Source organism: Dictyobacter sp. Z7_2 (assembly GCF_057551105.1).
Map to the genome: position 1 here is coordinate 2,675,078 of NZ_BAAJPE010000001.1, position 23,312 is coordinate 2,698,389.

The window sequence follows — 23,312 nt, forward strand, 5'->3', positions numbered from 1 at the left end:
TGCCATGGTTATGTATGACTATACCTCTATACATCTCGGTCCGTGTTAAAGTCCTCTGAGATCAGCTTAATCCTCTTCTGATAACGAAGCAGCTTATTTTGTAAGGCGTCATCTTGTACGCGCTGGGCGAGCAGGAGCGCTTCCTGGTAATAGGCAGCCGCCTGGGAATATTTCTTTTGCCTCTGGGCGATCTCTCCTTGTACAAAAAGAATTGATGCTTTCTGTTGAAGGTTGTTAAGGTTGGTGACGACGCTGGCTGCTCGCGTCAGATGTTGTTCGGCCTGTGCATACATACGATGGGAGGCATGAAAATGTGCGACGGCACTGACTATCTGCATGATAGCTTTTGAATGCCCTAAGGTGTAAGCTTCATCAAGTGCTTGCAAGACCACTTCATATTCCGACTCGAATTGTTTGGCGTTACTCTCCAATTGTTCAGCACAACGCACACAATATTCAATCAAGCGGATGCGTGTATCTATCATAACCCCTCCATGAAGGCGACCATAATCGGCTACCACTTGATGTATCCTGTAGCGCTCTGGAGCATAGCTTTCAAGCATCCCCATATCAAGGAGCTCATAGAGCACCTCGATGCTGCTACCGGTGATGGTTAACGCCACTGTTTCTGAGAAGCTCGCCGGTTGTGTGGGCAGAAAAGAGAGGGAAAGCAGAGCATTATGAGCAGCAGGAGAGAGGCGTTGATCACTTAAAGCGATCATCGTCTCTAAGGATGGCTGTACGCCATTGGTTAGCGCAGGCAGGCGTTCGGTGGGAAAGAGAGGAAAGGTCAGGTGAAGACGTGCAGAACGTTCGGTAAGAGAGCTCAGAGCCGTCAGTAAGCGGCGTGGTTGTCTACTTTTGGCGACTATCTGGAGATGAATGCCGATGAGCGTTAATGTTAGTGGTAGCCCTCCAGTATAATGAATAACTTCATCAATAGATGCATTGTCAACAGAGGAAAGATCAGGAACCATTGTTCTGAGGAGGTTTAAGCTTTCCTCCTTACTTAGCACTCCCAACTCATTGGTAGCATTATCAGATATTACATGGGCGATGTGTGGGAATCGTGTTGTCACTACTTGTGCACAATTCGGACCACCGATCAAAAAAGGTGCCGTTGCCTCAGTTGTCCAGACATCATCAAGCACAAGTAGGAAATGCCGTTGTCCAATCGCCTGATGGAGCAAGTATGGCAAATTCTCAGGCGTTGGTTTGTGGTTGATAGTCCATGGCTCTATGCCCAGAAGAGTGGCCCAATGTGTGAGATGATTTTGAATGTCAGGTGCAGGGCCTAATTTCGCCCAGAGGATGCCGTCTGAAAAGCGTTGATGGATGAGTGGATGTCGTACAAAAACACTGACAAGGGCGGTTTTGCCCACTCCTGGAAGTCCGAAAAGCACCTTGATATCCCCTGCATGCAGAGAAGAAACCAGATGATTCAGTAATTGGCCACGCCCTACCAACAGTGACTCGGTGAGCGTTGGATAGGGAATGGTAGGATCAATGATAGCCTCTTCTTGTGTAAGCTGAGAGATTGACAATACTTGCATCTCTTGTAAGGTTGCGTTGGCTTGTTTGGGCGTTTCTGAGGCTGAAAAGAAGCCTAGTGCCTGTGCGTCCATCTCGAAGATGAGGCACAATTGTTCACGAAAGTAAGGTGACGGGATACTAATCCCACGTTCCCAACGGCTAACAGTTCCAATATCTGAATTGATTGATTTTGCAACTTTAGCTTGCGACCATCCACGCAGTTCTCGTGCCTGGCGCAAAGCATTTTTAGTATCCATGCATTCGAGCTTTCTACTTGCTGTGTTGATACCGTAGCAATAGAGAACTATTCCACGCAAGTTAAGTGATTTAAATCTCATCCTTTTTGGACGGCGCTTCAATTATACATTATAAAATGATAGTATGACCTGTTGCAATTAAATTTTATGTAAAACTTGTACATAATGCCATCTCTTAAAAAGCGGTAAATCCATGAGCTCCATTATCCTCGCTTGGTTAGAACATATTTCTACTACGCCAGTGAAGCCGAAATTGCGCAGTTGGATGAGTCGTGTATAAAGTTTCTGTAAAGCTTTTTTTTAGCTTTCTAGAGTATACTTTGCGTACTCCGAATAAGAGGCAAGTAGAAATGTCTGCATGAATACTGCTTATTTGTGTATGGGATAAAGATTTGATTCATGTATGAAATATATATATGAGATAGACCTCTCGATGCATCAACTGCATGGCTTTGTCGATGTCTGTTATCCAGTGACCGACGTGGGGCTGCGATTGCCAGCGGTTCTTTTAGGACCATAGGATGATTATTGCTCCTTGCTCAATCCGCACGATGAGCGAGATTGCACATGGTATCAGCAGCAATCTGCTCACGAGGGCCGCTGATGTGGTACTGATTGCTCTGGCATTGGGCGTTGAGCCGTTTATTCCTTTTGTGGGTGGGATGCCGCTCCCCGCGAATGTCGATGAGTCCGGGATTGTGGGCGCGTATTTTGGGGCGGCAACCGAAGTTGTGCGTTGCGAGACGATCGATCTCTTCGTACCGGCCAGCGCAGAAATTGTCATTGAAGGCTTTGTTTCTCGCACGGAGACCGCGATAGAAGGGCCGATGGGCGAATTCGCTGGCTATGAGGCTCATGAGAGATCACCTAAACCTGTCTTTACGATTACCGCCATGACCTATCGTGACAATGCAATTCTTCCCGTGGTGACGGCAGGTGTGACGGTGGAAGAAGATCACACGGTTATGGGGATACCACATGCGGCCCGGTTCCTCTCTGATCTGCGTGCACATATTGTCTCTCATGGCGACTGGACTCCGGACACGAAACCCCTGCTTACATCTTTCAAGGATCTCTGGCCCTCTGAGATTCAACAGCAGGTGCTGGATAATTGGAGATCATATGGTTATACTTGATGTGAGCTTGATCATGCCTTCCATTTGATCAAAGTGATCAGGCTAACTAAACAATGTTTGAAGAATTATGAATTCTTTGACCAGCAAATTCCTGCCAGATAAGGCGTAGATCAGAGGGAGTTAAACGTGAGGTTACTGGGATCGCATTTCTCCATTCGGTATCTGTGAGTTGGCTTACCCAGCTACGGATATCATCATAGTCTTTTGGCTCACCGCTTTGCTTTTGCTGCCAAATAGCCGAAAGGCCATCCGCTACGATACGAGGGACGCCAGCCATTCTCAGCCAAATTGCTTCCTTATTCCGGACTCCAAAAAAAATCATTGATGGCACATAACCGATCTCTTCCCATGGAACATTTTTGTCGCCAGCTAAACAGACAGTTTCTAATGCCCCAATTCCCCAGGATGCTTTGCCCAGTAACTGTGAAAATAGATAGCCGGAGAAATCGCTAATTTTATCTTCCTGCGCAGTTTTATTCCCTTGATAATACTTGTCTGTTAAATTTTTTAACGTATCCCCATTAACCCAATCTCGCAGTATTTTAGCAATTCTGTCTGGATCAAAAGATCCGTCATAGCCGTCGCTTAGCTGCATTTCTGGCAGGTCTGCGATGGTCTGAATGCGTTTACTTAATGATGAGACATCTTCGTTAAAAAGTTGTTGTGGATGCCATTTTTCAACAGAAGTTAGTTCATGGTTTCGTTCTTTTTGACCCAGGAGTTTTTTCACGCTCGGTGTGGCAAAGCCAGTCTGATCTGCAATTTCTAGCATTCCTCGCTCTTTGCGGATGCTGCGGAGGTACTTATGGCATAAGTCGATAAGGCGACGAGCATTGATTGCATTTCCCTTCTGAACTTGATAATAAATTAAACTTGCGCGGAGTAAGTCTTCGACTTCATTGGCGATATCATCACCCCCTGAAATACGCATAGCATGAGCAAGAAATTGCAAGAGTGGTGAAAGTTGAGGAAAGTTATGTAAGGTAGGAAGATCAAATTTGTTTGCGATATCGTCGATATGTTCTAGCAGCAGCGAAAGTTGACTGACGATTTCTTCGGCCTCTTTTTTTAGAAAAACTTTAAAAGCATCTGATTTTTCTGAAGTGGGGGCCGGGCAAACGACTACGCCCAGTGTATCGACAAGTGTTCTTCCAGCACGCCCGGCAATATTCCAGAAATCTTGTGGCGATAAATCTTTCGTGCCTTTTTTAAGCGTCTCAACAATCACTGTAGTAATCGGGAAATTTACTCCTTGAGCGAGTGTCGTTGTTCCACATATGACCTGCACATGCTTACGACGAATTAATCCTTCGATGAGCCAGCGTGTTTCGTAGGATAGACCAGAGTGATGATATGCAACTCCGTGCCTTAAACAGTCTGTGAGGATTGATTTTTGTCCTACTTCAGCTTCTATATAACGGCATACTGCCTCAACAATACTTTCTTTCTCTAATGAAATGGGCATATCAGATGCGATCTCAACCGCCCTTTTGGATGCTGTTCCTTTCCCTCTACATAAAATTAGAATTGTTCCCCTATCTTTTTGAGATAGTACGATTGCTTTTGTAATACTCTTTATGCTCTGATGCTTATTTCCTTTACCAATAAAAAACTTTTTCTCGGCACTGACATCCATTATGTGGGAAGATGGTAAAGTTTCAAGTTCGAGTAACCATTCTTTATTGAGCTTTTTATTGGCTACAACACCTACAATTTTTCGATTCGGCTTCCAATCTATTGAAATGGGTGGTAATGCGCGATCTTCACCGAGCCAGGTTACAAGTTCTTGACCGTTGGGCAAAAACGGAGAGAGTAACAGAAAACGTACTCCCAGACGATCGCGTTTGATTGTACCTAGTAATAATTCTAGGCGCGATCCGCGTCCTTCATCGCTAATGTTATGAGCTTCATCGACGACAACTAGAGACATATCATGTGTGACAGGATGGTTGCGCTTGATAAGCAAGTCGAATTTCTCGGGTGTCGTTACTAATATGTCCACTTTGTTGCGTAAGAAACGTTCTTCTGTTGGGTCAAGCTCAAATGCGGGTACTGCCTGCTCAACATTCAACAATTCACGCAAATCCTCTCTAAGATCTAGCGTTACTTGATTAACCAAAGCCCTCGTCGGCACAATATATGCAATGATGCCATGTGGCTTGAGCGCTTTGGTCTGGACAATCGCAAATTTGGCGAGCAATGTTTTACCTGCACTTGTTGGCATTTGCACCAGAACGGCGTATGAATAAGGATCTAATAAGTTTTTACGTAAAGCCTTTTGTTGACCAGGCCATAGCTCAAGTATAGGATCAGTACGATGAGAATCTGTTAGTGTTTTTATAAATTGTTGTGTGTTTTCGCTTAATTGACGTGTGTGAGTCCAAATAGCATTCTGTACCAGTTCTCGGCATCCCGCCCAGAGAAGATTGGTCATATGTGCGAGGTATATGTTCTTTTGATTTTCAAAAGCTAAAAGTGCTTGATCTCGGTGGCGGTCCAACCTGACATTTATGCGCGCTATGGGGATAGAACCTGCTTGTAGATATTCCCCTACGATAGTTATAATTTGAGCTAAATGGTAGAGCCCAATCAGTTCTACTGCTGCACTGGCTTGCTTTTCCTCATTGCCCTGATGAGTTAAATAATTTTCTTCGAAAGAGCTCTGCAATTCTCGAAGCTTACTAATATTCGTTAAAGCTAGATGTATATCTGTCCAGCCATTATCTTTACGGACTAGTCGTATAAAAGAGCTAAAGATATATTCTAAAACGTGATGGCGCCAATCCCCTTTGTTTGATACATCGAGAGGAATCTGTCTGAGTGTTAAACGGATTTCGGCCGTCTTTTCACTTAAAAGACCGGTGACAGCAATACGGAACGCGATATTAAGTATGGTAGATGGTAATACATCTTGATCTGCGTCATGAATAAAGTAATCTTGTGAAGCAGAACTATGATTGTTAAGTTCCGTAGGAAATGAAAATAACGCATTCCAGCAAAAAAAAGCATTTGTGAAATCTTCTCTCCACTCCAGGGTATGCTTTTCTTCTTTGGATCTGTTCCATAACTTGAAAGCTTTTATTCCCAGGTCTTCAAAGAGCAAGCCAAGGCGTGGTAGCCTTTCTGGAGACTTCAACACAATATTATCATTTTGCCCATAAGCAATTAAGTTAATGGTTGCCATCTCATCATTCAGATGAATTGAATCCGACAACAATTTTTCATATGCAGCAACGTCAAATTGTGCTTGGCTCATGATAATGACTCCAACTTGCTGATAATTATTTTATCCCACTCTTTTATTATTATATCCACATCCTCGGGAATACAGACAATAAGGAACCTTACTGACGCTGGTAAATACTCGTTTGGTTTATTAAAAAAACTACCAAAATCTTTTTTACTATATTTTGTCTCGGGGCGAATTAAAACACTGCATGCAACTAATTGGAGGTGTTCCCAACTCTCTTCGTCGAGTAAAAATGCCACAAGTGATAGCAATTTACTGAAATCCTGGTCGTCTGTACGCCTACTTAGGTCAACAATTTTGGCTTTTGTAGCAGTTTTTCTCTTTTGTATATGTTCTAGGTGCTGTTTTCTAAGACTATCTTTACCAGTGTCCACGACTTGCGGGGGAGAAGCTTTTTCGTCGGAAACTTTTACTTCGCTGATAATAAGTTTTATAGGAGAAGTGTTTTCGATACCAATAGTATCTATTCCTCTAGCTGGTTGATATATGGTATCTCGCTCACTCAAGCTTTTATATCCTAGATGAGTGCTGTAAAAACTTTCTAGCAATAAATAACAAATAAGCTCTCCAAAGTCGCAACGAAGAATATTAAAGTTGCCCTGATTACCCTGCATATATGTAGGAACAGATAAGCTGGCAGATTTTACTGCAAAAAGTCGATATTTTTCTATTAGTTTGGTGTTCATTATGCTAATATCTTCGGTGGAAAGTTTGTCCAGTAAATGTTTTCTACTAGTCCTTAATTTTATGTATTCGTCAGCCAGCCAATCTAACCAATCATTGATATCATTCTTATGAAGCGAATAAACGCGGTAAGTATGATCGTCGATATCATAATTATTTGTTAATACAAATGGCGTACTCATTAAATTTACCTTACCCCACGGAAAATCCAATCTCTTGATAAGTCTCATTATATATAATAATGCACTGGAATCCATTAAAATACAATGAAGTATACTAATTATGGCTATACTGAGCACAAAGGATATACTTACCCCAGATCTTACTTTATGGGCTTTAGCAAGTATTATTGAAGATGGTATTTGGATTATCCTGCACTGGCCACGAATACCTGCTCCTATTGACTTCAAGTACGCTTGAAGTTGTATGCTTAGAGCGGACAAAGATACATTTCAATTTATTGAGTAGAAGGAGATAATATGACAAAGAGGCATGAGGGCACTCCTATCCTCGCATGTATCATGGATGCTATTCCTAAAGAGCAGCGGCCTGTGCATCAAGCCAATACCGAGCAGATTTTTGCCCAAGTGCAAGAGGTGCGCGAGCTTGAAACCGGTTATGCCTTCAAGCTGCCAAATGAGACCGATCTCTTGCAGAGGATCGTAAATTTTCTCAGCTATGAACGGCTCTGTTGTCCTTTTTTTGCTTTTAATCTGGAGATGCAAGCAGACCGGGGACCGGTCTGGCTCTCGATTACGGGGGCCGTAGATATGAAAGAATTTTTGCGTAGTGAAGGATTATTTGTTTCTTGATGTACTTCCGCAGGCCCTGCTGATTCTTATGCATGAGGTGGTGTCACAAGAAAATTTTGGGAAAGGTGAGACTGTATGAGTGCCAGGCGAGCGACGGTGGATGATGCTGAGGCCATTGCGGCTATTTATAATCAGGGGATTGAGGATCGGGTGGGGACGTTCGAGACGGAGTTGCGTACTGAAGAGATGGTGCTTGCCTGGTTTGATGGCATCCATCCGATCGTAGTGGTTGAGCATGAGCACGAGATTGTTGCCTATGCTTCGACCTCGTCCTATAGTGCGCGTCCTTGCTATGCCGGTATTGCGGAGTTTTCGGTCTACGTTCGACGCGATTGGCGAGGCAAAGGTACGGGGCGGCAGGCCATGTTGCAGCTCTTCAGGGAGTGCGAGGCGGCTGGATTTTGGAAGCTAGTTTCTCGTGTTTTTGTTGAGAATAGATCCAGTCGCAGGTTACTGGGTGGATTGGGATTTCGGGAGGTTGGCATCTATGAGAAGCATGGTCAGCTGGATGGAGTGTGGCGGGATGTCGTGATTGTTGAATATCTGTTTCCTGTTCGGTTTGTGTGAGACGATGTGAGCTGGACAAACCATCTGCGTCCTTTTTTTCTTTCACTCGTCTACAAGGATACTTACATTAAACGTTATGAACATCCTTGAAAGAAGATTTGCTGCTATGAATGAATCATCTTTGCCAGTTGTGATTATTGGCGCTGGTCCTGTTGGATTAGCTGCGGCGGCCCATCTTATTGGGCGCGGAGAAACGCCATTGATCCTGGAAGCTGGTCCAACTGTAGGCACAGCGGTGCTTCAATGGGGACACGTGCGCCTTTTTTCTCCCTGGCGCTATCTGCTGGATGCGCAGGCTGAAGTCCTCCTGAAAACAATGGGCTGGCAGACACCTGATCTTGAAGGCTATCCGACTGGCCGGGAATTTGTTGAGCAGTATTTGTATCAGCTGGCGTCACATGCCGCTATTCAATCCCAGCTCTGCTTGAATACTCAGGTTGTGGCGGTGTCGCGCTTGGGCTTTGATAAAATGAAAACGTCTGATCGTGAGCAGGCTCCGTTCCTCGTGCGTGTGCAAACTCTTGCTGGGCAGGAGCGCGATCTTCTGGCACGTGCTGTCATCGATGCCTCTGGGACGTATGCTCAACCCAATCCACTTGGTATCAATGGTATCGTGGCTCTGGGCGAACGGACGGAGCGTCAGGCCCTTTTTTATGGCATTCCAGATGTTTTGGGGAAAGAGCGAGAGCGATACTCTGGACGTCGTGTTCTGGTAGTGGGGAGCGGTCATTCGGCTTTCAATGCTTTAATTGAACTGAGTGAACTGGCTGAAGAGGTGCCTTCGACGCGGATCGTCTGGGCCATTCGCAGGCGGGAGACACAACAGCTCTTTGGTGGAGGCGAGAACGATGGGCTTCCAGCTCGTGGGCAACTTGGCCAGCGTATCCGAGATTTGCTGGAAAGCGGGCGTATCCGTCTGGTTACAGGAGTTCAGGTGCACGCGCTTGCTCGGACCTCTCAGGGGATAGTAATTGAGGGTGAGGAGGAGCGTCTCGGGGCGGTCGATGAGATTATTGTCACGACGGGCTTTCGACCCGATCTTTCGTTTGTGCGAGAATTACGTCTCTCTCTGGATGCTAGTCTGGAAAGTCCAACGGCTCTGGCCCCACTTATTGATCCGAACCTGCATAGCTGTGGTACCGTTCCACCTCATGGAGTTGAGGAACTGTCTCATCCAGACACAAACTTCTTTATCGTGGGGATGAAGAGCTATGGTCGAGCGCCTACTTTTCTGATGCTTACTGGCTACGAACAGGTACGCTCTATCGTTGCGGCTCTGGTTGGCGATTGGGAAGCGGCTCGCAACGTCGAATTGGTTCTGCCGGAGACCGGCGTCTGTTCAACAGATAATGGCGGTTCATGTGGAGGTGTAGCAGATGATGGTGGTTCGAGTTGTTGTGCTCCCGCGACGCCTGCGCTGGTGACAATTGGAGTCACGCGTCGATCGTCACGCATCCATTAAAAAGATATGGAGTAGGATGACAGGAATTATTCGTAAGTCGCCTTACTATGGATGGGTCTTAATGGTGGTGTTGGGAGTGACGACCATCATATCTTACGGGACCACACAGTATCTCTTTGGAGTGCTGGTGGTCCCCGTGAGTAACACCTTTCATTGGAGTCAGGCCAGTCTTTCTGGAGCCTATACTGTGAGTCTTGTTCTGGCAGGAGTGCTCGGCGTTCCGGTTGGACATCTTGTGGACCGCTGGGGCGCACGCGTGCTGATGACGATGGGTTCTCTCTTAGGAGGCGTCTCACTGATTGGACTTTCCACGGTGCACTCCATCATAGCTTTTTATCTCTGGTGGTCGCTTGGTATTGGACTGGCGATCGCTCTTACATTTTATCCGGTCTCATTTACGGTCGTGGCGAACTGGTTTGAGCACAAACGAGGAACGGCCCTGGCGGTCCTGACTCTAATTGGAGGATTGGCATCGCCTATTTTTATCCCCTTGGAGGGCTGGATGGTTGTACATCTGGGATGGCGGAGTATGCTCTTTATCCTGGGACTCTCTCATCTCGTGGTGGCGATGCCTCTGCATGCGATCTTGCTCAGGCGGCATCCAGAAGATATGGGACTCTCTCCCGATGGCTCTCTGCCGATACAATTACCTGTGTCTGGACATCTCCCAGGCATGATGTTGCGCTCGGCATTCCGTCTTCCTGCGTTCTGGCTTCTCACGATCGCATTCTCGCTGACGATGCTTGGCAGTACCATCGTGCAAGTGTATCAGATACCTGCTCTGATCACACGTAGCTATGATCCTGTCGTTGCGGCCAGCGTCGCCGGTGGTCTGGGACTTGCCAGCCTTCCTGGTCGTGTCGTTTTCAACCTGCTCAGCGAGCGAATCTCGCCCCAGTTGCTCTTATGTGGAAGCATCATTGCGCAAGCTGTTGGTGTCGTGCTCTTGATTCTTGCTCCCTCTCTGGCCTGGCTGTTGATGTATGTGCTTCTGTATGGAGCAGCTTATGGAGCCGTCTCACCGCTGCGCGCCGCTGTCATGGCAGAGCATATGGGGCGTCGTTCCTATGGATCGATCCTCGCCTGGCAAGGAATCGCCGTCGCTCTTAGTTCTGGATCAGGGTTGTTGCTCGCTGGGTGGCTGTATGATACGTTGCATACTTACACTACTTCTTTTGAGATCTGTATCGGGGTCTTCCTGCTCGCAGCGCTTAGTATTATGCTCACGGCACCTCCTGAGACCTCTCGTGGAGAAAGCCAGGTAGTGCAGAGCGAACAGATAGATGATGCTATGGAGCGTACTCGTGCATCAAAGCTTTTGAGGTAGTATGAAAGATAACGATAAGAAAGTGGAACGTATTGTATCTGGTGGGCAGACAGGAGCTGATCGTGCAGCTTTAGATTGGGCAATTCGCTATGGGATACCCCATGGAGGGTGGTGCCCTCGGGGGCGTAAGACTGAAGATACTTTCCCGCTTGATCTGCGTTATGGGCTGAAAGAAACTCCATCAGATGATTATGCTCAACGGACTGCGTGGAATGTGCGTGATACCGATGGGACTGTCATTTTCTCAATAGCTCCTCATCTTGTAGGAGGTTCTGCCCTCACACAATATTTTACACAGTATTATTATAAACCATCTATACATATTCATCGCGGTTCTGCTCATCCGGCGGCTACTTTATTAACATTTCTTCGCCAGCACAATATCCATATCCTTAATGTTGCAGGGCCTCGTGCTTCAACGGAGCCTGAAATTGGGTCATTTGTGACTATGGTCCTCAGTGAGGCATTTTCTGCGTTATGAATAGCATGGCAGGAAATATCCTTCAGAAAGTGTGGCATAGGACTCTTTTCTATGGTATCCTATCTAGTGTGGAGATTGCTCATTTCTCTCATATTTCTACCAGCGCAAGTTTTTGTTAGCTGCTAGATCATCGTCTCTACGCGGTTGTTTATATCGATGTGTGTGTATTTAAGGTAATGGCAGGATAAAGAATGGTACAGCGTTTTTCTTTTTTTTCTCTTCTTACGCTATCTAAAGCTGTCAGACCGACGACAGTTGGGGTTCATCAGGATGAGAGCAGCATCTGCCGTAATGTTGACATCTGCTCGATAAAAGAAGCGATGCCCAATACCCCCCCCCCAGGTAGATGCATCTGCATATAATTATCCATCAAGTGATGCTCTCACCGAGATAGCCAGTAATGATGGCGACAAATCAAAGTCCAAGAAGAAAGGCCCTGAGCCTAAGCCGAAACCCGGAAAACAGAGCGATAGAGAGCAGCAGGAACCGCAGAAACCAAAAACAAAAGGATCAATTACCCCTTCACTCGTTTAGCTGGTTCGCCTGACGGAGGATAGCTGCTGCTTCATGGTGGTCCATGGCTTCCAACAAGAGCGCGTATTTCTCGCGCGTACGTGCGACATCGGGATGGGTTGGACCAAACGCTTGGAGGCGAAGCGCAAGTGCTTGTTGGAACAATGCCTCTGCTTCCTCATAGCGCTGCTGAATGGTGAGCAGCGTGGCGAGATTGCTCAGGCTCTGAGCTGTATCGGGATGTGTCGCGCCGAGCGCTTGCTCGCGGATGGCTAATGCTCGCCGTAGGAGCGGCTCCGCACGTGCTTGATCCTGGTTTTCCTGATAGAGTACTCCTAGATTATTAAGCACGTCTGCGACAAAGCGATGCTCCATTCCCAGGGCTTGTTCATAGATACTCAGTGCGCGTTGATAGAATTGTTCGGCTTGTCGATACTCTCCCTGCTTGTCGGCAAGGAAGGCCAGATTATTGAGGAAGAGAGCGATATCTGGGTGATCCACTCCGAATACTTGCTCACCAATGATCAGGGCTTGTTGATAGAGCTCTTTGGCTTGCTGATCTTTGCCCTGTGTTTCGTATATATCTGCTAATTTATTGAGGCTCTGGGCCGTGGCAGGATGTTTATCCCCGAGTGCCTGCTTGCGTATTGCAAGGGTGCGCTGATAAAATTGCTCGGCTTGTTGATAGTCTCCTTGCATCTCGGCGAGTGCTCCCAGGCCGTTGAGGGGATAGGCCAGATCAGGATGTCGCTCCGTAAGCTCACGCTCATAGATTGTGAGCGCTCGATGGTATGCCATTTCCGCTTGCGTATACTCTCCCTTCTTATAGTACAGTGACCCCAGATTATTTAAGGTCCTGGCGGTAGCGATGTGGTCAGGACCCTGTATCCGTTCGTCAATCACAAGAACCCTTTGATAGAATTGCTCGGCTTGTTGATACTGATCCTGGTTCTCGTAGAGTGTTGCCAGGTTATGGAGACTTTCTGCCGTTTGTGGATGATCTGGACCAAGCATTTGTTCGCGCAATTTTAGCGCTCTCAGGTGAATCTCTTCGGCTTCTTGATAGCGTGCTTCTCGATAATACAGGAGCGCCAGAGAATTGAGTGTCCGGGCTGTGTCCGGCGATTCAGCCCAGGGAGACTGTTCCTGTAGCCGCAGCGCCTGGATGAGATAGGTTTTCGCTTCTTGATAACATGCTTGCTGATAACAATAAGAGCCCAGACGCTGGAGCAGCAATGGCCCTTCTTTCAAGGTGAGTTGAAGATCGTCGATCAACTTGGAGCAGTGCTGTGCTTGCGGTAGATAACGCTCGCACGCTTCTCTTGTGTCGAAGCTCACTTCTGGGAAGAGGCGATTTATGAGACGGACGGCTTGATTGGCCCACTGGCGTTGTTGCCTTTTTGTGAGGGTATCTATGAGGATGGTCTGGGTGATGCGATGGATACATAGCATTGTCGTGTCGGCCAGGTAGTGGATCAGGGAGTAGCTGTGCAGATCGGCGAGCGTTTCATTGAGCTCGATTTGATGGCTGATATGTGAGCGTAGTGGCTCGCTCAACGCGTCTGCTCCATCCACGAGCATTTCGTAGGGGATGGCTTCTGGATACAGAAACGCTAGCAGGTTCAGTAGGTGTCGATTTATGGCTCGATCTTGGGTTACCTTGTCGATTGTGAGTGTCAGAGTAATCATCACAGAATCAGGATGGCTCTGACTACTCACAAGCCGTCCACGTCTCCCTAACAATGTCCTCCGCTCTTGCTGTTTTTGGAAGAGCTCAAGGTAAGCGCTCAGCCCACAGCCGGTCTCTTCAAGATAGGCTCCAGCCTGATCAAGGGCCAGTGGAAAGCCATCCAGGGCTTGTGCGATAGCATGCGCAGGCCGATGAACTTCTGGAAGAATCTGCTCGTCAGATGCTGTTTCGGTCATGATCCGGGCTCGCTGGAGCAGAAATGAAACACTCGCATCGATGTCCATTTGAGTGACGAAAACCTCGGAAGTAGTCTCTCGCCCTGCCTTTTTACGCGTGGTCAGAAGGACATGTCCACTGCTTTGTGGCGGCACGATCAGGTCAAGCAATGCGATATCTTCGATCTGATCCAATACCAGCAGCCAGGTTTTCTGGTCCTGCAACCACTGCTTGATCGCAGCAAAGAGATGTTCTTCATCCTCACGATCTTGCCTGGGGAGCGCGAGTCTCTCCGCGATGGCACTCACTTCGGTGCAGAACATCTCGTGCGACGAGGCGTCGAGCCACAGGACTGTCTGATATAAGTCGGATGAGCGATAGCTATATTCCAGCGCGATCTGGGTCTTGCCGATGCCTCCGAGTCCGTTTAATGCCAGGATCTGTGTCTGATGGGTCTGTGAGAAAGAAAGTGAGGAGGCCAGTAAGGAGAGCGTTGTTGTCCGATCTGTGAAAAAAGCATTTCTCCGATAGGGCAGATGGTACAAGGGACCTCTGGGCACGTCTGGACGTTTGTGGCTTCTGATGACCTGATGGACCAGTTCTTCAGCTACCCTACGAATGCCCTTCGCCACCTCAACTAATGCCTCATCAATATTGCGCTTGCGATTCACTGGAGTTCCGCCAGCCGGGAGTGGACTATATTGGTAGAGTGGAAGTGCCTCCCAATCGGTCGGAGACAAGATCACAGGAATCAAGCGTGCTGCTCCTGCCTCACCAAGCTCCAGAGCGTGCCGCATCTCGATATCATAGCAGCGCTCCGACGCGACAAAATCCGCACTGATGAGCAGGACAATGATATCGGCTGCGTGCAGATATGCCTCAATGGCCTGCGTGATATTGTTTCCCGCACTGATGGCGCTATCATACCACTCATCGATAAGCTTCTGTCGTCGCAGGATGCTTAAGTGGTTTGTCAGCTTCCCAAACAGGCGTGCATCCTTGCTGGAGGCGCTGTTGTAAGAGAAAAAGATTTTGATGGCTTGAGCTGGCGGTGAAGAAGACATAGCTTATGTATCTCTCCAATATTTATCTATTATCACTGTTTCTAGGGGGAAATCCATAAATGAGGAATTCTTTTCTCAATAGTGTATGCAAATTTTAACGTGGCCCATCCCTCAAATATATAGTATCGGCGTATAAATCTGTTTATATGATACAATAAACAACGAGTAATTGCTAATGGAAAGAGATATTTCAAAGTATCTTTCCATTCATTGATAGTGATTGGCATTTATATTGGTTTTTCGATCTGCTGCTGATTTCTGTAGAATATGTGCAGGCCTAAAATATATAGATAGATATATTGCAATATAGGCCCGTTTTATGATATTATCTCTTTACACGAGATGTTTTAAAACTGTATGAGACTGACAAAGCAGGAATGAGGAGAGCTAGCATGAGTTGTATGAACAAGAGAGCCGTTGAAGAGGATCACGAAGTTTGCTCTCAACATCATCTACCTCTACAATTTCCTCCGCGAATAGATAGACAAGCTATGATCCAATATGTGCAGCCAAAAAAATCTTCCAGCATTTCCCTGAGCTGTGGGGCTTTTTTTAACGTAATACCTAATACCCCCCCCAATTAGATGAATTTGTATCTAGCGATGTAAACAGGAAAAATCTCTTTAATCCTTTTGCATCATTGAGCTGGTCTTTTCCTGTCGGAGACCAAAAGAAAGATGGGGAGCAACCAAATTCTCCGAATCCTGCGAACTCTCCCAGACCATCCAAGCCGAAGGTCAAGCAGCCTGAGCGAGACGACGATAAGGATAAGCAGGATGATACTTCTCCAAGGACTGAGGGCATGGTGCTCTAGTTCATAGAGGCGATAAAATTGAGCGGTTTACCCTGGCCTTTCTTTCATGACCTGTTATTTACAGATATTATTTTTCCTTCTGGTCGGCTACTGCTTTTCTCACCAGTGATGCCTCGTCGCTTCTATTTGTATGCTCTAGTAGAGATGTATATCCTTCAGGCACGCGCATAACATCTGGATGCCTGGGAGCTGGTAGCTGAAGATAGAGCGCAAATGCTCGTTCGAATAAGGGCTCGGCCTCTTCATATCTGTGCTGCTCTGCCAGGAGATCTGCCAGATTGCCCAGGCTCTGCGCAATGCTGGGATGTGTGGCATCCAGCCTCTTTTCGCGGATGGCGAGAGCCTGTCGTAAGAGCTTTTCGGCGCGTTTCTCTTCTCTGAGCATCCGAGCGAGCTTCCCCTGATTGTTGAGCACGCTGGCTACCGCAGGATGTTCTGATCCCAGGACCAGTTTATAGATGCTCAATGCACGTTTGTATAACGGGCGAGCTTGTTTATATTGTTCCTGTCTGGTTGCCAGTAGTGCTTGATTGTTCAGTATGGTAGCCACCTCGGGATGCTTTGATCCTAATAGTCGTTCATTCATGGTGAGCGCTTGCTGGTAGAGCATTTCAGCCTGCTGATAGTCCTGCTGCGCTTCGGCGATGACTGCTAATTTGTTGAGGCTGGAGGCGATATCCGGATGCTCCTCTCCAAATGCACTCTGACGAATAGAGAGTGCCTGCTGATAGTATTGTCTGGCTTGTTTGTGGTTGCCCTGTTTTTCTGCCAGATCGCCCAGACCATTGAGTGGATACGCCAGATCAGGATGATCGCTTGCTAGCGAGTGTTTATAGATTCTAAGAGCGCGTTGATAGGCTTTTTTCGCCTGTGTGTAAAATCCTTGCTGGGAGTATGTCAGGCCGAGGTTGTTCAGCGTGTCAGCGATAGTGGGATTATCTGGATCTGTTGTTCGCTCCTCCGCTGCGAGCACGCGTAGATAGTACTGCTCGGCTTCCTGATACTTCCCTAGATCTCCATAGATGGCTGCTAGATTGTGTAGACTCGCGGTCGTTTTAGGATCATCTGGACCCAGCACGCTTTCGCGGAGCTTCAATGCTTGCTGGTGTAGCGTCTCAGCCTGCTTATACTGGGCGCGGCGACGATAAAGACGTCCCAATGTATTCAATGTCTGTGCGGTATCTAACTTGTCGTTGGATAAGTGATTTTGATAGAGCTGCAAGGCTTGCGTCAGATACTTTTCAGCACTGTCATAGGAGGCACGTTGTAAACAGAATGAGCCCAGACGCTCCAGCAGGAGCGCTCCATCTTTTGTGGCGAGCTGGAAGCGGCTGATGATGGCAGCAGCGTGCTCGGCCTGTGATACATAGCGCTCGCAAGCAGCAAGATGAGCGGAACTGACCTCTGGAAAGATGTGATCAATCAGGTACACTGCCTCTTGCGCCCAGAATAGTCGTTGCTCGGGCGTAAGCTGAGCGATGATCACTTCCTGAAATGTGCGTTGCATCTGGAAGACTTCTCTGTCTGGATGATAGTTGATTAGAGAGGAATCGTGTAACTCGTCCAGCGCCTGACGAAAGGTCACAGCGTCGGCCAGCAGTGAGTGCAAAGGCTCGTGTAGCTCCTCTGCTTTGTGTGTGAGCAACTCTTCGGTGATGGTGTCGGGATGCAAGAAGGCCAGGAGATATAGTAGGTTCAATGTCTGAGTTCCTTTGAGCTGTTCGAGGGCAAGGAGGTGGGTTCTGGCTACCGATAGATAATATCCATCTTTCTGTTGCCCGCTGTCGTTTAACAAAGTGGCTCGCTTATGATGATCCTGATAGAGTGTGAGGTAGCTCCGTAGACTGATCTCCCAATGGCGGATATAGCTTCCTGCCAGATAGAGCGCGAGAGGATAGCCTCCCAGCGCCCGTACAATGTCAAGTGCTTCATTTTTGAGTACGTCAGAGGCTTGATCGTAGGAGTCCAGCTTCTCGATCTTCCGAGCCTGGCGCAGCAGAAAAAAAGCTCCAGGATCAGCGTCCATCAATGTAACGGAGAGAATGTGCGTCAGATTTTTTGTATCCCGTATATGCGTCGTGAGCAGGACGTGACCGCTACTGAGTAGTGGTATCATATGAGTGATTAGTGTGATGTCTTTGATATTATCAAGTACAATCAGCCAGTTCGGCTGATCGCGTAGCCAATCCTTCATCGTTGCAAAGAGCTGCTGCTCATCATCGCAAACTCTCTGAGGCAGCGCAATCTGCTCCGCCAGCCTTCTCAGAGAGGCACCCAAAGCCATACGAGACTCAGCATTGAACCACCAGATATTTTGATAAGTCTTCTTCCGCCTCGCATTATCGCAATATTCCAGCGCGATCGACGTCTTGCCGATGCCAATAATGCCACTCAACGCGAGCAGCGAGGTGCGTTGCGGATGGCTTGATGCCAGCGATGATGGGATCTTTTCTAGAATGGTTTCTCGATCGGTAAAAATATCTTCGTAGGGATAGGGAGGATCACATACGTGAATGTGTCGTGTCGTGGTACCTGGTGGAATGGCCTGTGAGGATGTCAGGTCATTGATCGCCTTTTCAATTCCTTGTATGACATGTAAGAGTGCGTCATCGCGGCGATTCTTCGGCCAACTCATGATTGTTCGACCATTCGAAGGAAGCGATTTGTATGGACTGAGTGGAGTGTTCTGCCAGTCGCTGGCACTCAACTGGATTGGGATTATAGAGGATTTCCCAGCGCCCTTGAGTTCAATAGCCTTTTTCAACTCTATCTCACTGCACTGCTTGGAGGCAAAAAAATCTGAGCTGGTAAGCACGATGATCAAATTGGCAGCATTTAAGCTATCCTCAATATATTGTGCGGCATTGCTACCTGCATCGGGCTTGCTCGTGGTCCAGTGATGCGGCGATTTGTTCTGTAAGGGCTTCAGGAACTTGAAGAATTTAGTGATCAAAGATTTATCATCTGTAGAATCGATGTCGTACGAAATGAAAATATTGATGGCTCTGGAAGACGACAAAACGGACATAGTTGGCATTCCTCTGGACGCTCAATCGGTGGCGGAAAGATTATTTTAAGTGGAATGTGCGAGAAGATCATCTCTTCAGGCGCAGGACCATTGTAGCATAGAATGCAGTATTTGTATAGAGAATCACCTCTCCTCTAATGAGACATCGTTCACCGTGATGTCTCGTATAGCCAATGGATTGTTCTCTTCAGAAGGCGCTCTAAATACTCGTGGACGAGTGCCACGCAAGATGTCCTGTTAGCTCAGATGTTGCAGAATCAGACAATCATTTTCGACAATTATTCTATTCTCCTGTGCTTGGGGGTGTTTATAATAACACCAGACAGAGTACATGCCGCTAATCAGATGAGCTTCTTCTCCAGGAGAAGATATAGTCGTAAGAGTGTACCTACCGCTAGAAAAGGAGACTTTCATGGCACATATCCATTTTCGCTCTACTGTGCAGAGCGCCAACGAAATCGAGATCGCTGTGATCGGTCGAACCTCCGGTCGATCTCTTTCCTATCCTATCTGGTTCGCTCTGGAAGGCGACAAGCTTTATCTGCTTCCGGTGAAAGGATCTGATACGGACTGGTACAAAAATTTGCGCAAGACGCCGACCATCCGTCTGACTGCCGGTGGGGAGACGTTTGCGACGAGCGCCCATCTTCTCAACGATGAGGCGCGGATAGCAAGGATTCTTGAGAAGTTCAAGGAAAAGTATGGGAGGAACGTGCGATCCTATTATCCCAAGCTTGATGTTGCCGTCGAAGTTCCACTTGAGCAAAAGTAAATTGAGTGATAGAAAGAAGTAACCATTTTATGAGCAATAATATTGAAGGGAAAGTTGTCGTCATCACAGGTGGGAGTAGCGGATTGGGCGAGGCGACCGCTCGGCTTCTCAGTGCACAGGGGGCACTGGTTGTATTAGGGGCGCGGCGTGTTGATCGTATCCAGGCATTAGCAGACGAGTTGACCAGCAGTGGCGGCAAAGCACTTGCTATCCCAACGGATGTCACGGACGCCGAGCAGGTGCAGCGGTTGGTCGATGCGGCTGTACAAACCTACGGACGTCTCGATGTCATGATAAACAATGCTGGTCTGATGCCTCATTCGCCACTTGAGCGCCTCAAGATCGAGGACTGGGATAGGATGATCGATGTAAATATCAAGGGCGTGCTGTACGGTATTGCGGCCGCGTTACCGTATATGAAGCAGCAGAAAGCTGGACATATTATTAATGTTTCCTCGGTTGCTGGCCATAAGGTCCGTCCCGGCAGCGCGGTCTATGCGGCCACCAAGGCAGCTGTACTGATGCTCTCCGAAGGGCTGCGTCAGGAAGTGAAGCCTTATAATATCCGCACGACGGTGATCTCACCGGGGGCGGTAGCAACGGAATTGCCCAATAGTGTGACCGAGCCGGATATCGCTGCGAACATTAAGAAACTCTATGAGATGGCCATTCCTGCCGACTCATTCGCGCAGATAGTCGTCTTTGCTATGAGCCAGCCGGATGAGGTGGATGTGAACGAGATCCTGTTCCGACCCACAAGCCAGGAGCTATAAGCCCTCGGATGAAGGAAACTTTTAGTCTTTTATCACGCCAGCTATGCGTGCCAGTGTCTCAAAGATGATCGCGAAATCTTCTTCGGCCAGGCCCATCGCACGCGCTGTGGTTAACGTCTCATTGGCGATAGCGACACTGGTCAACGGGACATTATATTCTCGTCCCAATTCCTGAGCGAGTAGAAGATCTTTTTGCATCATGTTGACATTAAACCACGCGTTGTCTGGTTTGTTGAGGATAAAAGGAGCGCGATATTTTAATGAGGGCGAAGCCAGCACACTGTTCAGCCAGACTTCCAGGGCTGTTTCGCGGGGAATGCCACCTTTCTCGGCCAGCAACATTCCTTCGCTAAAGGCTTGAAATTGTACCGCCAGACTGAGATTGATTGCTATTTTCATCAAGACTGCCTGTCCATGTTCGCCCACATAATTTACTTTTGGTCCAATATCCAGCAGGATGGCTTTGACCTGTTCAAAGGTCGCCTTATCTCCTCCGATCATCAGAGATAGATTGCCCTGCTCCAACGTGATCACGCTGCCGGAAACGGGAACGTCGAGCATTTGTGCTCCCCTGGCAGCTACCTGCGCGGCCAGGTTTTTGCTGAAGGCTGGACTGACTGTACTCATGTCGATATAAATTTTACCAGGTGTAAGAGCTACCAGAATCCCCTTATCCCCGCCGGTAACCTCTTGCAAGGCTGCTGTATGAGTCACCATCGTAAAGACCACATCCGCTTGTTGTGCTACCTCGAATGGAGTCTCTCCCCAAAGCATACCTGCGTCAAGGAGCCATTGCGCCCTGGCTTGGGTCCGATTGTAGCCGGTCACGACGTGACCAGCATCGAGTAAACGTTTGACAACACGACCACCCATTTCGCCCAGTCCAACGAAACCAATATGAGTCATACCAGCCTCCTTATCGTTGCATACAAAACCTCTGCGTTGAAAGTGTGCTTAGATGCTACCACCTGGACAGAGGTTTCCAATCTTTGGATTATTTCATATCTCTTGCGCACATCTGTGGTCAATCAGGACCAGGATTTTTTTGGGTATTCTGGATTCGCTTGTGCCTGATTGGCTGGATATACTGGGATCAATGCATTCTTTTGCCATTGGAATAAAAAGGGTTCAGCTACGGAATTTTCACCATCGCTTTTAAACTTCACTGCTCCCTGGATGGAATTGAAGGATGCGCCTGAGTGCAGCTCATTGATTAATTTGTTGTTGTCGATGGTGTTCGCCTTGCTGATAGCTTGCTGTAGCACTTGCCCTACGGAGAATGCTTCAACGGAGTCAGCGCTGATATCCCGGGCGGTCCCGCCATATTTAGCGATGAAGGCGCTGATAAAGTCGCTATTCTGATAGGATTTGAAACTAGGAAACCAGCCGTTGTTTGGTACGAAGACGCCTTCAGCTTTGGATATGCCGCCAATAGGTCCGGTAAACTGGCTTCCCTGGTCCGGCCCAGCCGTTTCGATCAGTGCTTTCGGATTGAAATGTTGCTGAATGAACGCTTTGGTGAGGGCGACTGCATCTGACTGACCTGTTGTGCCGAGTACCACGACATCTGGCTGGGATGCAATGGTTTTCTGTGCAATCGGTGCATAGTTGGTCGTTTCAGCGGGATAGACATCGTAAAGGGCCGTCGAAATGCCTCCTTTTTCCAGAAGGCTCCTGGCACCATCGACCTGAGGTTGCGTGAAGAAATCGTCGGATGTGACGTAGGCGATAGATTTTGGTCTCTGAGCCTGTGGTATAGAAAGTAGATAATAGACGAAGCTCTTCAAATAGTCTGATGCTGAGAGCGAGACTGAAAAGAGATTAGAGAAATTCTGTGCGAAGATTTTAGGAGCTACTCCTGCGCCTTCGATAAGAGCATAATTATAGCGCTTGGCAACACTAGCCACGGATAATGTAAGGGTGGATGAATAGGGACCCAGGATTAAATCATCATGGTTCCTAGTAATCATTTTCTGATAATCGGTGATTGCCTGCGCATTTGTGCTATTGTCATCTAAGATATCGAGCTGGACTTTACGTCCATTGAAGAGGCCACCATGACTATTAACGTAATCTGCCCAGATCTGGTAGCCCTGTAGCAGGGCCGCTCCGTCTTGAGAAAAATCTCCTGCCTTTGAAACTGAGAGGCCAATTTTAATCGGGGAACTGGATGATGACCCTGGTCCACTTTGTTGATCACACCCTGTGAGCATCAAGACAATACATGTCGCGAGGAGGAGAGATAAAAATTTCTTCGTGTGGACTCCTCTAAGACGCTTTAACATGTTCATTACTCCTGTTTGCTGAAGATTTGTAACAATGAGAATGTCTAGAGAAGATCCTTACTTGCTATCCAGGACAATGAAGCCTCTTCCCTGAGACCAGATAGTGCCATGAGAACTTTATGTTCTGTTCCTCTTTACTTTGAACGTACGTATATCATTCTTGCTATCATATGTATGTATGTATTGCTCTTTATTCTGTATAATATAGGTTTTAAGTACATCAAATGGACGCTTTATATTCTATGCTCTATCAAATGATGCTTATAATATCCTACAGTAGCTGTTTTTTTACTCTCAAAAAAGGAGAAATTCAGTATTTGAGTTCTCGCGAACACTCTAGCAGAATTTGTTGATATTCGCAAGCCTTTTAATATACTGTTTTAAATAGAATAGCAAACATAGAATAAGAAATTTGTGAGAATAGCTTTCTATGCCAGCTTTTATCGAAAGGTTTCTCAATCCACATTGATAGTACTTTGCTGTATTTCAAGTAATTGTATAAGTATTCATCCTTTTTACTATTGTTCTGTAATATTCATAGCTTACCCCGCTAACCTTATAGCTCAGAAAGATTAGCATAGTTCACAAAATACCCATTATAATATATAATCAGGAAAATATTACTACGCGCTAACTAATTTTAGATTA

The 23,312-nt window shown here is 47.2% G+C and carries 15 protein-coding genes; 8 read left to right on the forward strand and 7 right to left on the reverse strand.

What is annotated here, in order from left to right; translation table 11 throughout:
- Positions 1 to 26: 26 nt before the first annotated feature.
- Positions 27 to 1,790 (reverse strand): NB-ARC domain-containing protein, encoded by a 1,764-nt coding sequence (locus AC27N8_RS10680; RefSeq protein WP_487066761.1) that lies wholly within the window; start codon positions 1,788 to 1,790, stop codon positions 27 to 29.
- 521 nt (positions 1,791 to 2,311) lie between these two features.
- On the opposite strand from AC27N8_RS10680, the gene AC27N8_RS10685 reads away from it, so the two are divergent.
- A complete protein-coding gene (locus AC27N8_RS10685; protein ID WP_487066763.1) occupies positions 2,312 to 2,926 on the forward strand; it encodes a UbiD family decarboxylase domain-containing protein in 615 nt (204 codons plus the stop codon).
- A gap of 46 nt (positions 2,927 to 2,972) precedes the next feature.
- Here AC27N8_RS10685 and AC27N8_RS10690 read toward each other — a convergent pair whose 3' ends face one another.
- The gene (locus AC27N8_RS10690; protein ID WP_487066765.1) at positions 2,973 to 6,182 is read right to left on the reverse strand and encodes a DEAD/DEAH box helicase; all 3,210 of its coding nucleotides are present in this window, start codon (positions 6,180 to 6,182) and stop codon (positions 2,973 to 2,975) included.
- Positions 6,179 to 7,042 (reverse strand): Hachiman antiphage defense system protein HamA, encoded by an 864-nt coding sequence (locus AC27N8_RS10695; protein ID WP_487066767.1) that lies wholly within the window; start codon positions 7,040 to 7,042, stop codon positions 6,179 to 6,181. The genes AC27N8_RS10690 and AC27N8_RS10695 overlap by 4 nt, the downstream gene beginning before the upstream one ends.
- Before the next feature lie 297 nt (positions 7,043 to 7,339).
- Here AC27N8_RS10695 and AC27N8_RS10700 point away from each other — a divergent pair, with 297 nt between their 5' ends.
- The 5 genes from AC27N8_RS10700 to AC27N8_RS10720 all read left to right on the forward strand — a co-directional run bounded on the left by AC27N8_RS10700 (position 7,340) and on the right by AC27N8_RS10720 (position 11,509).
- Complete coding sequence (locus AC27N8_RS10700) at positions 7,340 to 7,672, forward strand: hypothetical protein (RefSeq protein ID WP_487066769.1); 333 nt, start codon at positions 7,340 to 7,342, stop codon at positions 7,670 to 7,672.
- A gap of 75 nt (positions 7,673 to 7,747) precedes the next feature.
- Positions 7,748 to 8,239 carry an arsinothricin resistance N-acetyltransferase ArsN1 family A gene (locus AC27N8_RS10705; RefSeq protein WP_487066771.1) on the forward strand — a complete coding sequence of 164 codons (492 nt, stop codon included), beginning with the start codon at positions 7,748 to 7,750 and terminating at the stop codon, positions 8,237 to 8,239.
- 106 nt (positions 8,240 to 8,345) lie between these two features.
- Positions 8,346 to 9,701 carry an NAD(P)-binding domain-containing protein gene (locus AC27N8_RS10710; RefSeq protein ID WP_487066773.1) on the forward strand — a complete coding sequence of 452 codons (1,356 nt, stop codon included), beginning with the start codon at positions 8,346 to 8,348 and terminating at the stop codon, positions 9,699 to 9,701.
- A gap of 16 nt (positions 9,702 to 9,717) precedes the next feature.
- Entirely contained in the window at positions 9,718 to 11,028 is a 1,311-nt protein-coding gene (locus AC27N8_RS10715; RefSeq protein WP_487066775.1) for an MFS transporter, read from the forward strand.
- A gap of 1 nt (position 11,029) precedes the next feature.
- Positions 11,030 to 11,509 carry a putative molybdenum carrier protein gene (locus AC27N8_RS10720; RefSeq protein WP_487066777.1) on the forward strand — a complete coding sequence of 160 codons (480 nt, stop codon included), beginning with the start codon at positions 11,030 to 11,032 and terminating at the stop codon, positions 11,507 to 11,509.
- 522 nt (positions 11,510 to 12,031) lie between these two features.
- Here AC27N8_RS10720 and AC27N8_RS10725 read toward each other — a convergent pair.
- Both AC27N8_RS10725 and fxsT read right to left on the reverse strand, forming a co-directional pair.
- A complete protein-coding gene (locus tag AC27N8_RS10725) occupies positions 12,032 to 14,992 on the reverse strand; it encodes a tetratricopeptide repeat protein (RefSeq protein ID WP_487066779.1) in 2,961 nt (986 codons plus the stop codon).
- An 881-nt stretch (positions 14,993 to 15,873) separates the two neighbouring features.
- Positions 15,874 to 18,834 carry an FxSxx-COOH system tetratricopeptide repeat protein gene (gene fxsT / locus AC27N8_RS10730; RefSeq protein ID WP_487066781.1) on the reverse strand — a complete coding sequence of 987 codons (2,961 nt, stop codon included), beginning with the start codon at positions 18,832 to 18,834 and terminating at the stop codon, positions 15,874 to 15,876.
- A gap of 412 nt (positions 18,835 to 19,246) precedes the next feature.
- Here fxsT and AC27N8_RS10735 point away from each other — a divergent pair, with 412 nt between their 5' ends.
- Together AC27N8_RS10735 and AC27N8_RS10740 are read left to right on the forward strand one after the other, a co-directional pair.
- Positions 19,247 to 19,606, forward strand: a complete 360-nt coding sequence (locus AC27N8_RS10735) for a nitroreductase/quinone reductase family protein (protein ID WP_487066783.1) — start codon at positions 19,247 to 19,249, stop codon at positions 19,604 to 19,606.
- A 29-nt stretch (positions 19,607 to 19,635) separates the two neighbouring features.
- On the forward strand, positions 19,636 to 20,379 hold the full coding sequence (locus AC27N8_RS10740; protein WP_487066785.1) for an SDR family oxidoreductase: 744 nt from the start codon (positions 19,636 to 19,638) through the stop codon (positions 20,377 to 20,379).
- A 21-nt stretch (positions 20,380 to 20,400) separates the two neighbouring features.
- On the opposite strand, the gene AC27N8_RS10745 is transcribed toward AC27N8_RS10740, so the two are convergent.
- Entirely contained in the window at positions 20,401 to 21,285 is an 885-nt protein-coding gene (locus tag AC27N8_RS10745) for an NAD(P)-dependent oxidoreductase (protein ID WP_487066787.1), read from the reverse strand.
- A 122-nt stretch (positions 21,286 to 21,407) separates the two neighbouring features.
- Positions 21,408 to 22,664: an amino acid ABC transporter substrate-binding protein gene (locus AC27N8_RS10750; protein ID WP_487066789.1), complete on the reverse strand. Its 1,257-nt coding sequence runs from the start codon at positions 22,662 to 22,664 to the stop codon at positions 21,408 to 21,410.
- Positions 22,665 to 23,312 lie beyond the last annotated feature (648 nt).